This is a genomic window from Roseibium sp. (assembly GCF_048260565.1).
GTDB lineage: Bacteria > Pseudomonadota > Alphaproteobacteria > Rhizobiales > Stappiaceae > Roseibium.
This window is the reverse complement of the sequence record NZ_JBLXGP010000002.1, coordinates 524,835-539,989: the sequence shown is the minus strand read 5'-3', so window position 1 is coordinate 539,989 and position 15,155 is coordinate 524,835. Positions and strand designations below refer to the sequence as shown.

The window sequence follows — 15,155 nt, the reverse complement described above, 5'->3', positions numbered from 1 at the left end:
TCCGTCCAATGGACCGCGTGTATGCGCGGTCCGGGAAAAAAGCATTATGCCAATCGACGCATCCACATTGCTGATCGCCATCACGGTTGTCCATCTTGCAGGAGGAATTCTGTTCTTCCTGGTCTGGCGTCTGTTTTCGAACCGGTTCGAAGCCCAACTCTCCAGCATCGGCATCTGGTCCCTGACGCATCTGTTTCTCGGGCTCGGAAACGTGATGGTCGGCCTCCGTACGTTTATTCCGGACTGGGCGAGCATCGTGATGGGCAACGCGCTCCTGTTGTTCGGGGTCGGGCTCGCGCGTATGGCAATCAGCGTCTTTTTCGGGCAAAAACCATATGCCGCACTGGCCGCATTGCCCGGAATCCTCTGGCTGGCCTTGTGTGCCTATCCGCCATTTCTGGAAAACACCACCGCCCGGATTATCGCTGTCCAGTGTGCCCTCGGCGCAAGCCTGATCTGGATCTCGCTGCTTTGTTTTACCCGCAATCGCGACAATCTTTACACGGCGCGCCTCAACGGGGTGACCACATTCGTCCTGGCGGCTGGCAGCGCCTATTACGCCATAAACGCCTATGCCGCCCACGACCCGTCGCTGCCTTTCACCTTTCAGCGCGATTTTGCCAAGATCTACCTGCTGGGCGCCCTGCTTTGCACCGTTGCGGCGATCATCCTGATCTTTGCGATGATCATCGAGAAAGAGCAGCTCTTCTTCCGGAGCCAGGCACGGATGGATCCTCTTACGGGTCTGGCCAACCGGCGGGCATTCGGCGAACAGGTCAATGCCTGGATCGCCAATCAGGACAGCACGCACGCTCCGTTTGCGATCGCCATTTTCGATATCGACCGGTTCAAGGCCGCCAATGACAAATACGGTCAGGTGCTCGGAGATGCCATCCTTCAACTCCTGGCGCGGATCTGCGATGACAGCGCCAGCGAAGACAGGATCTTCGCCAGCCACCTGAACGGCGACTGCTTTGCAGTCTTTTACGGCGGCATCCCGGTCGGAAAGGCAGCGTTACTGGCCGAACAGATCCGGCAGCAATACGCCAGATCCAGCGAAAGCGCGACGGAAGGCCGTCTGCGGTCCACGCTCAGTGCGGGTTTGAGCGGAGGAGATATTGGCGAGACCGATATTCAGGATGCCCTGCGCGCTGCGGACCTTGCGCTTGCCAACGCGAAGCGCCGTGGCCGCAACCGGCTGGCGATGTCCATGGTCACAAGCAACACCGCGTCCTCTGACAGCGAACCGGACAAGCCGCGCGCCTCTGCCCGGCCCCGGCAAGACTTTTCGCGGCCCTCAAAGGTGGCCTGATCCCGGTCACGGCACGTGATGCCCGGCCGCTCGAGCTGCTTTCTCGATTTTTTCAGAGCCAGTGGATCAGGCTGTCAACGACGAAGCCTGCAAACAGGATCCAGCCGTAACTCGTGTTGGAACGAAACAGCTTCAGGCACTGGTCCGGGTCATCGATGTCGAGAACGATGGCCTGCCACGCCAGATGCGCTGCCCCTATGACGATACCGGCGAAGGCAGCGGGGCCCGCATCGGCAAGGCTCGCGGCAAGGATGAACAGGGCCGTCGCCGTCGCATAGAGCAGGAACATGGCGGGTTTCGTCCAGCTCCCGAACAGCCGCGCCGTCGACTTGACGCCGACCAGGGCGTCATCCTCCTTGTCCTGGTGGGCATAGATGGTGTCGTAGCCGATGGTCCAGCAGATCCCGCCGATGTAAAGAACCACAGGCGCCCAGCCCAAGGACCCGAAAGCCGCTGCCCATCCCATGAGAGCGCCCCAGGAAAAGGCCAATCCTAAGAAGAACTGCGGCCAGTTGGTGACGCGCTTCATGAACGGGTAAATGGCCACCGGCAGAAGCGAAGCCACGCCGAGGCCGATGGCGAAGGCGTTGAACTGGACCAGCACCACGAGGCCGACCAGCGCCTGCAGCACCAGAAAGACCTTCGCCTGCAGGCGGCTGACCTGACCGGCCGGGATCGGCCGCGAGCGGGTCCGCTCCACCTGTGCGTCAATGTCCTCGTCAACGAGATCGTTGTAAGTGCAGCCTGCGCCGCGCATGGCGACCGCACCGATCAGAAAGAGTGCCAGGTGCCAAGGGTTTGGCCAGGGCGCCTCCTGTGCGATCGCTGCCAGGGCCGCCGACCACCAGCACGGCCACAGCAGCAGCCACCAGCCGATCGGCCGTTCCCAGCGCGCCAGGCGCGCGTAAGGCCGCGCCCAGGCCGGCAGATGCATATCGACCCAATGGCGCTTAACCGCATCCGCGACAGGACCGGTATCTTTCGTCGAAAAAAACATGGGCCACGGTTTAACCCGACTAGGCTCCGGTTGCGAGACCTTTGTCTTCAAAGAATGGCCGGAGAGCTCAGGCAGCCGGACCGACGACCCTGTTCCTGCCTGAACTCTTGGCCTGATAGAGGCGGCTGTCGGCTTTTTCGAACAGAGCCTTGATGGTTCGCCCGTCTTCCGGCGCACTCGCAACCCCGATACTGACCGTCACCTTTTCCGGCAGATAGACAAGCGAAAAGCGCTCGACGAGCTTACGGATCCGCTCCGCGAGGGAACATGCAGCCTCACTGCCCAAACGATCGCAGATCAGCACGAATTCCTCGCCGCCGTATCTGTAGAGATGGTCATCGGAGCGCAGGTTTTCCTGCAGCAGTTGGGCAATCGTCTTCAGGACCTCGTCACCGGTCTGGTGTCCGAGCCGATCGTTGACGGCCTTGAAAAAATCGATGTCGATGACGAGGAAACTGACGGGACTGCTCCTTTCCAGTCCCGATTTCAAAACGTCGGGCGCAGTCGTGTCATAATACCGGCGGTGGAATGCGCCTGTCAGATGATCCTTGTTCACGACCTGAAGCAGGTCCTCGTAGCGCTCCCGGTAGGTCAGGATCTGGAAAGCATCCTTGAACGACCGGTTGGTCAGCCATGAATTCTCATCATCGAAGAATTTCAGATAGACCGTGAAAAACAGGGTGTAGACGAGAGCCGCTGCCATTTTGGCGGCCCATCCGCCAAAAAACACGTCTGTGTGCACATCGGAAACATAACGAAGCGCGAGAAAAAATCCCGCCTGGTCGAACGTCAGGACAACGATGCCGGAAACCAGGAACCGCATGCACAAGTGACGGCCGAACCATTTTCCAAGGCGCTCGTAGAGCAGGATAATGGCGATGGAATCGATGAACAGGAGGCTGGTTCCCCAGACCATGAGCCATCCCATCTCGTCGACAAATCCGATATCCGGCACCCGGCCGCCAACGGCATCGACCGTAACGTGGTTGCGCAGCAACATCACAAGGGCGACGATCAGGAAGTTGCCGATGAGCAGGCCGTAGATCGGCTGGCGGGCGACCAGCGCATCCTCGCGAATGTAAAGCAACAGGATCATCAACAACTTGCCGGTAAACAGCACCGTCGACCCGGGCGACAGGATTCCGACAGGCGTTTCGACGTAAAAAACACTTGCCAGATAGGTCTCCAGAAAGTGCATGACCCCGAGCGCACACATGAACACACCGATGCCTATTACACGGCGAGCGTGCAACAGTGTCATCATGACGGTGAAATAAACGGTGGCCTCCGCCACAAGAAGAGCGGTATTCGCGAGGAGCATACCTTTCTGTAGCAACAATGTATTTTTTCACAAGCCCTCGACTGCACCTAAGGAGGGCGCTGACTGCTTTATGTTCAATTTGCATCAAAAATTATGCAATCTTCCCTAGGGGAAACGCTCCTGGCAACCGCCCGCGGCTGTGGGCAGACCCTCGCCTTCGCATTGCCGATCCCGACCCGGCATGCTAGGTGACCGCGGATCTGACCACGCTGCGGGAACCGGATTTCCGGCAGCGCATCCGCAATGCCTTGAGAGACAGCCCGCCATGAACATCCTCCTGATCGGATCCGGTGGCCGCGAACATGCCCTGGCCTGGGCGATCTCCAATTCGCCACTTTTGACGAAACTCTACGCATCGCCGGGCAACGCGGGGATCGGGCAGGTCGCCGATCTCGTGTCCCTTGCCATCGAAGACCACGGGGCCGTGATCGCCTTCTGCAGGGAAAAGGCGATCGACTTCGTCGTTGTCGGACCGGAAGCACCGCTCGTTGCCGGTCTGGTCGATGATTTGACCGCAGCCGGCATCAAGGCCTTCGGCCCGACCAGGGCCGCGGCCCGACTGGAAGGCTCCAAGGCCTTTACCAAGGGTGTCTGCGACGAAGCCGGGATTCCCACGGCAGCTTACGCCAGGTTCGACAACAAAGACCCTGCGCTCGCCTATGTGCGCGAAAAAGGTGCCCCTATCGTGGTCAAGGCCGACGGGCTGGCCGCAGGCAAGGGCGTTGTCGTGGCCATGACGCTCGACGAGGCGGTTGAAGCCGTCGAGGCCTGTTTTGACGGCAGTTTCGGCGACGCCGGAGCCGAGGTCGTCATCGAGGAATTCCTGACCGGCGAAGAAGCCAGTTTCTTCGTGCTTGTCGATGGAGCGACCGCCCTGCCGCTAGCGACGGCACAGGACCACAAGCGTGCCTTCGACGGCGACCAGGGCCCCAATACAGGCGGCATGGGCGCCTATTCGCCGGCTCCGGTCATGACCGAGGAGCTCGTCGCGCGCACCCTGTCGGACATAATCGAGCCGACCGTCGCGACGATGGCCAGGCGTGGCACCCCGTTCAAGGGTGTGCTTTATGCCGGGCTCATGATTACCGAAAACGGGCCGAAACTGATCGAATACAACACCCGCTTCGGCGATCCGGAATGCCAGGTCCTGATGGTCAGGCTGAAGGACGATATCCTGACCCTGATGCTGGCCGCCGCAGACGGAACCCTGGACAAGGTCTCCGCCCGCTGGAAAGACGACGTGGCGATGACCGTGGTCATGGCGGCAAAGGGATATCCCGGATCCTACAAGAAGGGCACCGAGATCCGGAACCTGGACGACGCCGCGCAGGATCCCGATATCGAAATCTTTCATGCAGGAACCAAGGCCGACGGGGACAGGATTCTTGCGAACGGCGGCCGTGTTCTGAACATCACCGCGGTCGGAAAATCTGTCGAGGACGCCAGGGACAAGGCCTACACGGCTATTGCCAGGATCGACTGGCCCGACGGCTTCTGCCGTTCCGACATCGGCTGGCGGGCGATCTCCCGGGAAAAGTCGTCCAAGGACCGCTGAAGCTTTCCCGTATCGCGCAAGGCGTGACTTGCACGCCTATTTTGACCGTGCAAATCTCCCGGCGCAGATCACAGCCGAGGGAGAGATCACATGTCGGACGCCGCATTGCCGGACCTTTTTCCGGGCTTCGAAACCCGTCATGTCGAAACCCGATCCGGAAGTCTGTTCTGCCGCGTGGGCGGTCGGGGGCAGCCCCTGCTTCTCGTCCACGGATATCCGCAAACCCACGTCATGTGGCACAAGGTGGCGCCGGAGCTCGCGAAACGCTTCACGCTTGTGGTCCCCGATCTGCCAGGCTACGGCCGGTCTTCCATCCCGGCACTCAGTGACAATCACGCTGCCTACTCCAAGCGGGCCGTCGCAGAAGCCCTGGTCGATCTGATGTTGTCTCTGGGACATGATCGCTTTGCGCTTGTCGGACACGACCGCGGCGCGCGGGTCTCCTACCGCATGGCGCTCGATCACCCGGACCGCCTCACCAGGATCGCCGTCCTCGATATTCTGCCGACCTTCGATTACTGGCGGCGGATGGACCGGGCCTTCGCGCTCAAGATCTATCACTGGGCCTTCCTGGCGCAGCCGGCTCCCTTTCCGGAAAACATGATAGCCGCATCGGCCGGCTATTATCTGGACCATACGCTGGCGAGCTGGACCGCGGCAAAGGACCTTTCCGCCTTTCATCCGGATGCGCTTGCTCATTATCACGATTTCTTCAGTCAACCGGACCGGATTGCGGCAACCTGTGAAGACTATCGTGCCGGCGCAACCATCGACCTCGACCATGACAAGGCAGACGTGGAAGCCGGGCGACGAATCGACGTTCCGCTCCTTGCCCTGTGGGGCGGCGCGGGCATCGCGCAATCGGGCGAAACGCCCCTCGATGTCTGGCGGCGCTGGGCATCCGACGTCCAGGGATTCGCGATTGGCGGCGGTCATTTTGTGGCCGAAGAAAATCCGGCAGAGCTTCTGGACAAACTATTGCCATTTTTAGAAAAAGCGGCCTGAAACAGTGAGAAAAATATTCTAAAAGGCACTGCGGACAAGACCAATACGCCGTCATCTGTCACTTTAGCGAGCGGGCCTGCCATATTTGAAACAACCAAAACAACCTGAAACATAGACGTTACATCAGAAGCTCCACCTTGGCGCAGGCTTTACCTCCTCCGTCGGAAATTCCAAGTTTTCCCCGGATATTCAACCTTTACATCTCGCATCCCGAACATCCTCGACGCCCGATCAATTGCGTTTTCCGGCATCATATTAAGGCATTCCGGGATTTTTACTGCCCGCCCAATACCTTACCGGCTGGTTAATCTTGAAAGATTCAATTCGGGTTAACTTGTACCGTGTAAATTGCTTGCTGTTGATGGTGCGTCTTAGGCCCATTCGAGGAAACCATAGACAAGAGTTCCACGTTCCTGCGCCTTGTACCGACGCATCAACATCACAGGAAAAGCAGCCGAAGGCTGCGCGGGGAGTTAGTTGTGGGCGTCGAAGAACCATCGTCGAACACCAATGGCAATCGTTCGTATGGTGCGCGGTTTTCCGCGCGCCTCGACCGTATTTTACGCGAATGGACCGCCGGCGGCCGCCAGATCGCCAGACCCCTCAAGGCGATCTTCCTGCTCTTTCTCTTCCTGACTGTAGCGGCTCTGACGACGCAAAATTTCGTCAATGAATATCATAACCTGGAAGCTCCGCTGGATCAGGCGACAGACACGGCGGAAAAGCTGCTCCAGCATCAAAAGGCAACCGGCACATCCGGACTTGAACAGACGCTTCTGGGAATTACCACCAACAGCGCAATGATCGAGGCCATGAAGAGCGGCAGCACGGACAATATCCGTGCCGCGGCCACCAAGCTGCTTGCCGAAATGGAGACCTTTCACGACGTCTCCGAGTTCACGATCTACGATGCGGGATTAACCCACGAATATCAGGCTTTTGAGCCGGGCTTGTTCGAAAAGGCGGACACAACCTATCTCGTTCGCCTGGCGAAGACGGTCGACCGGGTCACCCGAGGATTTGAACTGGATAGCACCGGGCAGACAGCCATCGCGGTCGTTCGACCTTGGAAGGTGGACGGTAAACTGATCGGATTCATCAAGCTGACCATGAATCTTCGCCGGCCACTGATACTGATCGGTTCTTCATTGAATACGGAAGTTCTGGAGGTCTATTCCAAGGATCACCTGAAGAACAATCCGAGGCTTATGCTGCGCTCCGACGGATGGGACAGCAGCGGCGATCATGCCTACCTGAAAGCAACGTCCGGGCATCTTCCGGAAAATTTCGACACGTTACTCGAGCAGGCCCTCTCCTCCAGTTCGTTCCTGTCCAGGATGTTCACGGACCGCGGACGCCTGAAAGTGCTCTCCAGCGTCCCCCTGACCATGGCCGACGGCAGCAATCCGAGCACGCTGATCCTTCTGCACGACATCACAGACAGCTTCCGCTCCTTCGCCAGGAGCACCGGGGTCTCGCTCCTGATCGGCATCATCCTTGCGATCTTCTCCTGGTTCATCTTCAAACGCCTGATTTTCTCGCTCCAGAACTCGATCCGCGAAACGCGGCAAAAACTGGAAAGCGAAGTTGCCGCCAATACCAAGGAACTGGAACACAGCCGCTACCGGCTTATTGAAGCGCAGAAGATCGCGGCCGTGGGAAGCTGGGAACGGGATCTGACGACCGGGATGCTGCACTGGACCCAGGAAATGTTCCGGATCGTCGGCTTGCCGGGCGATACGGATCCGATCGTCGCCAGACAATATCTCTACCGGATCATCCCGCCCCCCGAGCGCCCCTACGTAGAGGCCTGCCTGGACAAGGCGATCAAGGAATGCGCCGATTTCGACTTCGAACACCAGATTGTCCGTCGCGACGGCTCGATCCGTTACCTGCGGGTGCGCGGCTATGTCATCGCCGATGAAAACGACGTGGCGGCCCGGGTTATCGGGACAACCCATGACATCACGGACTGGCACGCAGCCCAGGAGCAGAACCAGCGCCTGGCCGGTATTCTCGAAGCCTCATTGAACGAAGTCTACGTCTTTGACGCAAACTCATTCCTGTTTGAGCATGCAAACAAATGCGCCCGCGAGAACCTCGGTTACTCGATGGAAGAGCTGCTGATCCTGCATGCGTGGAACGTTAATCCGGACTATTCGGAAGAGTATTACCGCAATCTCATCCGGCCGCTGTTGAGCGGTGAGAAAACCCTCCTGAACATCGATGGCAATCTGAAACGGAAGGACGGTTCGGAATATCCGGTCGAAGTGCGCCTGCAGGTCCATCGCGAGCGCAACAAGGATCTCATCGTTGCCATCGCCAATGACATTTCCGAACGGATGGCACGCGAGCGGGAAACCCAGGCGGCTCGGGAAAAGGCCGAACGGATGGCCTATTTTGATGCCCTGACCCAATTGCCGAACCGGGCCGGTTGCCAGCGTGAGGCGGAACGTCTGTTCGGCCCGGAAAATCCCGACCGGCCAGCGTTCATCATTCACATGGACCTGGACAACTTCAAGCGCATCAACGACACGCTCGGACACACGGCCGGCGACAGTTGTCTCGAAGAGGTCGGCGAGCGGCTCAAACTTTGCTGCGTCGGACTGGGGACCGCCTATCGGTGGGGCGGCGACGAATTCGTGGTGATCGCCGAAGACCCGGGGTCGGACTCTGAAGAATTGTGCGAACGTTTGAATGTCGTCATGCGTGCGCCGATGGAATTCGAGGGCAACCAGATCTGGCCGTCGGTCAGCATGGGCGTCGCCCGCTGCCCGGAAGACGGCGAGGATTTCGGCACCCTTCTGGTTCACGCCGATCTGGCCCTTTACCGGTCGAAGGACAACGGCAAGGACCGCTGGAGCTACTTCACCAGCGACATGAAGATCGACAGCGACGAAGAAGCGCGCATGGACAAGGAGCTGCGCCAGGCGATCCGGCGAGACGAGTTCTTCCTCGTGTTCCAGCCGCAGGTCAATATCCGCACCCAGCGGGTGACGGGCATCGAGGCGCTTGTCCGCTGGCAGCATCCGACCCGCGGCACTCTCGGACCCGGCGCCTTCCTGCCTGTCGTGGAGAAATCCAATCTCGCCTCCACGCTTGGAGAGATCGTGATCAACAAGGCTCTGGCCGCGGCCCGGTCATGGCAGGATCTCGGCGTGGAATTCGGGCGGATCGCAGTCAACCTGTCGCCTTCGCACCTCACCTCGGGAACCCTGCTCCACGACTTCGACAAGGCGATGGAGCGCCATGGCGTGGGTCCGGAAAAGATCACCGCGGAAGTGCTGGAATCGGTGTTCCTCGACAACAGCCGCTCCGACAACGTTCAGGTTCTCGACGAATTGCACCGGATTGGCGTGCATATCGAGCTGGACGATTTCGGCACCGGCTATGCATCGCTGTCTCATGTGGCGGACCTGCCGATCAACGGTCTGAAAATCGACCGCTCCTTCACGGCCCAGATCCTCGATGACAACCGCAAGGAAATCGTCGTCAATCAGCTGATCCATCTGGCCCGGGCGCTCAATATCGGCCTGATCTGCGAAGGCGTGGAAACGGAAGCGCAAATCGACCGGCTCCAGATGATGGGAGATTTCTCGGTCCAAGGGTACTACATCGCCCGACCGATGCCCTATGAGGACATCACGGGCTGGCTTCAGGATGCTCCCGAAGAGCTGGTTTCCATGATCTGACCTTCCCTTCCGGCCTCAAACACCCCCAAGGGTGTCTCGGACAAGGGACAGGCGATATCATTTCCTGCCGCATTGGGATCGCACTTACGCTCGCCGGCTCCCGCCAGCGGGGCCCCACGAGATGAATCCGGGGCTTTGAAGATTGCCCATCGCATCCCTACCTTCGAATTGGGCAACAAAGGAGACCGACCCATGACGCAACCGCGCATCGGCCTTGCCCTCGGGGGCGGAGGCGCTCGGGGCATGTCGCATATTCCGGTGCTGGAGGCCTTCGACGACCTGGGTATCCGGCCCTGTGCGATTACCGGATCCTCGATCGGCGCGATCATGGGTGCGGCTTACGCAAGCGGCCTGACCGGCGCGGACATCCGCGAGATTGCACTTCAGACGTTTGCGGATCGCAACACGGTCCTGTCTCACCTGTGGAAGCTGCGGCCGAAACGCTTCGCGGAAGTCTTCACCGGCAACCTTGTCACATTCGATCCGCTGAAGGTGCTGGATGTCTTCCTCGCAGAATATCTTCCAGATACCTTCGAAGACCTCGCAACGCCGCTCAATGTCATTGCGACGGACTTTTACGGCTGCTCTGAAGTGTCAATCGGTTCCGGCCCGTTGCTGCCGGCCATTGCCGCCTCGATCGCCATTCCCGCGGTCTTCAAGCCGGTCGAGCGTCAGGGCCGGATCCTGATCGACGGCGGCGTGATCAATCCCCTTCCCTTCGACAGGCTGCCTGCGGATTGCGACATAGTCGTCGCTGTCGATGTGGTCGGCGCACCGGTAAGACAGCCGGGACGGGAGTTGCCGACCACCATGGAATCCCTGTTCGGAACATCGCAAATCCTGATGCAAAGTATTACCGCCGGAAAGCTGCAACAGCAGCGGCCTGACATCCTCGTTCAGCCGGAACATGACAACGTCCGTGTGCTGGACTTCCTGAAAACAAAGGACATTCTGGAACGAACGGAACCATTGCGGGGTCATTTGCGCACCCGGCTGGAAGACCTCATCCTCCACAGTTTTACCAATGAACGCCAAGAAATATCTCAAATATAATTCATAGACAGTACTACCTAATTATTTTACCCAAGTCTGAAATTAATAAAAAATTAATTCCGTAACGCGACTCTAGTCTCATATTAATGGAGACTTTGATCGATGCTTCGGGGTGCTGGGTCAATAGATATCGAAGGATGTCCGGTTGCTGAGGAGTTCTTGAACACACTTCTGCAACTGACACCGGCCGATATCACACAACAGACGAACGCCTTGCCCGAGGGGCAACGTGGGCGGCTCGCGGTCTACTGCTATCGGCGCTCGCACCTGCGCAGGCTCGGCCTGACGATCGCAAGCCAGTGCAGCCGACGCAGCCTGGTCGAAGAAGCAGGGCATGCCGGAGAACTCATTCACTTCCAGGCCGCAAACATGGCTGCAACGCTGGCAAGCGACACCTATATGTCTTCCCGGATACCGAAGCGGCAGGTCAGCCTGCACGAAGTCTAAAGGTTCCGGCCCGTCTTTCCGGGGCAGGTTCTTCCTCCCACCCGCCCCCACCTGGCAACCGTTCCAAACAAATAGAATTTCCCTCCTGGAACGGTTGCCAATTCTTTTCCCGCACAGACACGACGGTCCCGCTCCGCCCTGATGGCGCGAGAATAGGCTTGCAACGGCCGGCATCTGCCCTAACGTTTAAGGAAGGATTTGAATGCGCCGGCAGACCGGCGGGAGGAATTGTCATGAGACCTCGTTCAACTGTTCAGCAGCGCCCGTGTCTCTATATGCTTCTGACGATCCTCTGTTCTTTCCTCATTTCAACGCCCGCATTCGCGGTCTGCCAGTTGATCGCCGACAACACGCCTTCGTCGGCGCCACGTCTGTTGCGGGTCGCGCTTGCACCGAACGAGGTTCAGATCCGCTATATCGGACATTCGACCTTCGAACTGGAAACGGCTCGAGGCATTCGTATCGCAACGGATTACAACGACAGCGTCAGACCCCGCCGTGCGCCGACGGTCGCGACCATGAACGGTGCGCACAGCACCCACTATTCCCTGTTGCCGGACCCCGCCATCGAGCACCTGCTTTACGGCTGGAACCGGCAAGGCGGACCGATCGACCACGATCTCACCGTGGGCGATGTCCGGATCCGCAACATCCAGACCAATACCCGCGGCTGGGACGGAGAGGTCCACCGGCTTGGAAATTCAATCTTCATCTTTGAGATCGCCGATCTGTGCATTGCGCATCTGGGTCATCTGCACCAACGGCTGACCCAGGAGGACCTGAAGCGGCTCGGACAGATCGACATCGTCTTCGCCGCCATCGACAACACCTCGACCTTGCGGATCGACAGCCTGATGGATGTTCTGGCCGCGATCCGTCCGGCAATGGTCATCCCGATGCATTTCCACTTCCATGGGGCGCTGGAAACCTTCATGGCGCGGGCAACCGCGGACGGCTATGACGTGGTCATGGCAACGGACCCTGTACTTATCGCACGGCGGGACAAGCTGCCTGCGCAGAAAACCGTCTATGTGATGATGCCCGGCGGTTCCTAGGGTCCTAAGAACGCTTCAGAAAAACAACCTGGCTGTCACCCGCGGTCCTGCGATCCAGCTCCTCAAATCCGGCAGGCAGCTCCAATAGCGCATTCGCCCGTTCCTCCAGCACGCAGACCGCACCGGGTTTCATCCAGCCGCCGGCAGCCGCCGAGGCCAGGGCCTTTTCGCCCAGGCCCTTGCCGTAAGGCGGATCGGCGAAAACCAGGTCGAAGGGTTCGATCGTTCCGGCGTCCCCCATCCGTGTCGCATCCCGGCGCAGGATTTTCGCGGCGCCGTTGAGACCGAACGCTTCCATGTTCTTGCGGATGACACCGCGCGCTTCGGCAGCATCCTCGATAAAGGTGCAGTGGCGCGCACCCCGGCTGATGGCCTCAAACCCGAGCGCGCCGGTGCCGGCAAACAGATCCAGGACCCGGATGCCGTCCAGGTCCAGTCCGATGCCATGAGCCAGGATGTTGAAAACCGTCTCGCGCAGGCGATCGCTCGTCGGCCTTGTCGCCTGGGACCGCGGTGTGGCCAGCTGAGCGCCCTTGAAACGACCCGCGACGATCCTCAAGAGCGCCCTCCCTTAGGCCCTCCGTCCCGGGGCGGGCGCTTGGGGCTGGGCGTCCGGCTTTCCTGCTGCTTGTCATCGATCAGCCCGTCTTCGCTCCAGATCTTGCGCTTGGGGGCTGCGGGACGTTCGTCGCTGTCGCGCCGGGGTTTGGGTTCCGATGTCATCCGGAACCGGCTGCGCGGCGAAATCTTTTCCTGGCGCTCGCCGGCATTCTTGCGTCGCTTGGGTTTATCGCCACCGCCAGAGCCGGACGCATTGCGGGGCTTCTTGCCTCGGGTTGTCGCGGCGGCCCCGTCGCGGGCCGTCATCCAGCTGCCTTTCGGTCCATCCTGCCGGCCTCGTTCCTGTTGCCGTCCTCTGCCACCCGCAGGTTTTTTCTCAACAGCCGGTTTCGGCTCATGCAGGATCGGCGCGTCGAAATCGGCACCGGCTTCCTCGGCAAGCTTTTCGCCGAGCTGATCGCGCAAGACCCGGCCGCGGATCTCCCGAACCGCACCTTCATCGAGATCCTGCAACTGGAACGGGCCAAACGAAAGACGGATCAATCGGTTCACGGTAAGGCCGAGATGTTCCAGCACCCGCTTGACTTCCCGGTTCTTGCCTTCGCGCAGACCAACCGTCAGCCAGACGTTGTCGCCCTGCTCCTTGTCCAGGGTCGCCTCGATCGCTCCGTAGAGCACGCCGTCGATGGCGATGCCCTCCGCCAGACCGTCGAGGTCCGCCTGGGTTACCTTGCCGAAAGCGCGAACCCGGTACCGGCGCAGCCAGCCTGTCGCGGGCAGTTCCAGGACGCGGGCCAGGCCGCCGTCGTTGGTGAGCAGCAACAGGCCTTCGGTGTTGATATCGAGGCGCCCCACCGCAAGGACCCGCGGCAGGTCCTCGGGCAGACGGTCGAACACGGTCGGTCGGCCTTCCGGGTCCCGGTTGGTCGTCACCAGTCCGCGCGGCTTGTGGTAGAGCCAGAGCCGTGTGCGCTCACGAAGGGGCAGCGGTTCGCCGTCGACCAGCACCTTGTCGCTCGCCGTGACTGTGACGGCCGGTGTGTCGAGCACCTTGCCGTTGAGCTCCACCCGGCCTGCCTCGATCCATTTTTCCGCTTCGCGCCTGGAACACAATCCGACACGCGCCATCACCTTGGCGATGCGCTCGCCGCGGTCCGGGCCCTCATCCCGGAAAGAAGGCGCCGGCTCCGGACGCTCGCCGCGCTTTTGCGTGCGGGACGGCGCACCTTTCTTCGGAGCGGCCGATCGGTTCTTGGGTCCGCCCGGTCCGGACGGACGATCGTTCTTGCGTGGCCCGGCATTGTCACGGGCACCTGCGGCACGCTTCTTACCGCCTGAACCCTGGTGCGGAGGACGGCGTTTGCGGGAAGTCTGATCTGTTGTCATGCGCGCGTCATAGCAGAGCTTTGCCGTTTCGGAAATCGGCAAGTTCGCCCATTTTCATCTTCCGCAGTCTTTTGGCAAAGCCTATCCGGCAGGCTCTCTGCTGACTTTTACCCCGCACGTCGATAGAACAAGGGCAGTGTCCATCATCGCGCAGCCGCCCACATGACGAACGACAGCACTGCGAACTCCATGAAATCCTTCATGGATATAGCCCACGAAGAAGCCGAAAGCGCCGGTAAACGCGGTGAAGTGCCCGTCGGCGCCGTCCTGGTCAAGGATGGAGAAATCCTCGCGCGCGACGGCAACCGGACCCTGGAACTCAGCGATCCGACGGCGCATGCCGAGGTACTGGTCATCCGTTCGGCCTGCCGGTCGCTGCAATCCCAGAGGCTCCCCGACTGCGATCTCTACGTCACGCTGGAGCCCTGCCCGATGTGCGCGGCGGCTATTTCCTTTGCCCGGATTCGCCGCCTCTACTATGGCGCGGGCGATGAGAAGGGAGGCGCGGTCGATCACGGCACCCGGTTTTTTTCTCAAAGGAGCTGCCATCATGCGCCCGACGTCTATGCCGGTATCGGCGAGCGGCGTGCATCGGAGACACTGCGCAACTTCTTCAAAATCCTGCGATAATTTTTTACGCTACGTCATATGTAAATATCGAGGGCACTCTCGTTAATCTCGGTTAAAAATTTATATCCGACACGTCGTAATCGCCCAAAATTTAATCAACTATCTAAAATTAGTGCCGTTTTGATTTTGCCAGATTCCACT

11 protein-coding genes and 1 pseudogene are annotated in these 15,155 nt (G+C 59.8%); 8 read left to right on the top strand and 4 right to left on the bottom strand.

The annotated features are described in order from the left end of the window. Positions 1 to 46 precede the first annotated feature (46 nt). A complete protein-coding gene (locus tag ACN0SO_RS06880; protein ID WP_417675894.1) occupies positions 47 to 1,312 on the top strand; it encodes a GGDEF domain-containing protein in 1,266 nt (421 codons plus the stop codon). A 52-nt stretch (positions 1,313 to 1,364) separates the two neighbouring features. On the opposite strand, the gene ubiA is transcribed toward ACN0SO_RS06880, so the two are convergent. Next, positions 1,365 to 2,309, bottom strand: coding sequence for a 4-hydroxybenzoate octaprenyltransferase (gene ubiA / locus ACN0SO_RS06875; protein ID WP_417675892.1), 945 nt, complete (start codon positions 2,307 to 2,309; stop codon positions 1,365 to 1,367). A gap of 67 nt (positions 2,310 to 2,376) precedes the next feature. Beyond that, entirely contained in the window at positions 2,377 to 3,630 is a 1,254-nt protein-coding gene (locus tag ACN0SO_RS06870) for a diguanylate cyclase (protein ID WP_417675890.1), read from the bottom strand. A 265-nt stretch (positions 3,631 to 3,895) separates the two neighbouring features. Here ACN0SO_RS06870 and purD point away from each other — a divergent pair, with 265 nt between their 5' ends. The 6 genes from purD (at position 3,896) to ACN0SO_RS06840 (ending at position 12,437) form a co-directional block, all read left to right on the top strand. Then, on the top strand, positions 3,896 to 5,185 hold the full coding sequence (purD, locus tag ACN0SO_RS06865) for a phosphoribosylamine--glycine ligase (RefSeq protein ID WP_417675888.1): 1,290 nt from the start codon (positions 3,896 to 3,898) through the stop codon (positions 5,183 to 5,185). A 90-nt stretch (positions 5,186 to 5,275) separates the two neighbouring features. Continuing rightward, on the top strand, positions 5,276 to 6,190 hold the full coding sequence (locus tag ACN0SO_RS06860; RefSeq protein WP_417675886.1) for an alpha/beta fold hydrolase: 915 nt from the start codon (positions 5,276 to 5,278) through the stop codon (positions 6,188 to 6,190). Between the two features lie 479 nt (positions 6,191 to 6,669). After that, positions 6,670 to 9,882 carry a putative bifunctional diguanylate cyclase/phosphodiesterase gene (locus ACN0SO_RS06855; protein WP_417675884.1) on the top strand — a complete coding sequence of 1,071 codons (3,213 nt, stop codon included), beginning with the start codon at positions 6,670 to 6,672 and terminating at the stop codon, positions 9,880 to 9,882. A 192-nt stretch (positions 9,883 to 10,074) separates the two neighbouring features. Further along, a complete protein-coding gene (locus tag ACN0SO_RS06850; RefSeq protein ID WP_417675882.1) occupies positions 10,075 to 10,935 on the top strand; it encodes a patatin-like phospholipase family protein in 861 nt (286 codons plus the stop codon). A 159-nt stretch (positions 10,936 to 11,094) separates the two neighbouring features. Beyond that, positions 11,095 to 11,382, top strand: a complete 288-nt coding sequence (locus ACN0SO_RS06845; RefSeq protein WP_417675880.1) for a hypothetical protein — start codon at positions 11,095 to 11,097, stop codon at positions 11,380 to 11,382. 233 nt (positions 11,383 to 11,615) lie between these two features. Continuing rightward, entirely contained in the window at positions 11,616 to 12,437 is an 822-nt protein-coding gene (locus ACN0SO_RS06840; protein WP_417675878.1) for an MBL fold metallo-hydrolase, read from the top strand. 4 nt (positions 12,438 to 12,441) lie between these two features. On the opposite strand, the gene rsmD is transcribed toward ACN0SO_RS06840, so the two are convergent. Then, the gene (gene rsmD / locus ACN0SO_RS06835; RefSeq protein WP_417675876.1) at positions 12,442 to 12,996 is read right to left on the bottom strand and encodes a 16S rRNA (guanine(966)-N(2))-methyltransferase RsmD; all 555 of its coding nucleotides are present in this window, start codon (positions 12,994 to 12,996) and stop codon (positions 12,442 to 12,444) included. Positions 12,997 to 13,166: 170 nt separating this feature from the next. Next, positions 13,167 to 14,384 (bottom strand): annotated as a pseudogene (locus ACN0SO_RS06830) (pseudouridine synthase); the annotation flags it as partial. Between the two features lie 162 nt (positions 14,385 to 14,546). On the opposite strand from ACN0SO_RS06830, the gene ACN0SO_RS06825 reads away from it, so the two are divergent. Then, positions 14,547 to 15,014 (top strand): nucleoside deaminase, encoded by a 468-nt coding sequence (locus ACN0SO_RS06825; protein ID WP_417675874.1) that lies wholly within the window; start codon positions 14,547 to 14,549, stop codon positions 15,012 to 15,014. The last annotated feature ends 141 nt before the right edge of the window (positions 15,015 to 15,155 follow it).

Excerpts from the sequence above, each read along its gene's own strand:
- ACN0SO_RS06880 (WP_417675894.1), top strand. The coding sequence starts at position 47 with ATGCCAATCGACGCATCCACATTGCTGATCGCCATCACGGTTGTCCAT.
- ubiA (WP_417675892.1), bottom strand. The coding sequence starts at position 2,309 with ATGTTTTTTTCGACGAAAGATACCGGTCCTGTCGCGGATGCGGTTAAG.
- ACN0SO_RS06870 (WP_417675890.1), bottom strand. The coding sequence starts at position 3,630 with ATGCTCCTCGCGAATACCGCTCTTCTTGTGGCGGAGGCCACCGTTTAT.
- purD (WP_417675888.1), top strand. The coding sequence starts at position 3,896 with ATGAACATCCTCCTGATCGGATCCGGTGGCCGCGAACATGCCCTGGCC.
- ACN0SO_RS06860 (WP_417675886.1), top strand. The coding sequence starts at position 5,276 with ATGTCGGACGCCGCATTGCCGGACCTTTTTCCGGGCTTCGAAACCCGT.
- ACN0SO_RS06850 (WP_417675882.1), top strand. The coding sequence starts at position 10,075 with ATGACGCAACCGCGCATCGGCCTTGCCCTCGGGGGCGGAGGCGCTCGG.
- ACN0SO_RS06840 (WP_417675878.1), top strand. The coding sequence starts at position 11,616 with ATGAGACCTCGTTCAACTGTTCAGCAGCGCCCGTGTCTCTATATGCTT.
- ACN0SO_RS06825 (WP_417675874.1), top strand. The coding sequence starts at position 14,547 with ATGACGAACGACAGCACTGCGAACTCCATGAAATCCTTCATGGATATA.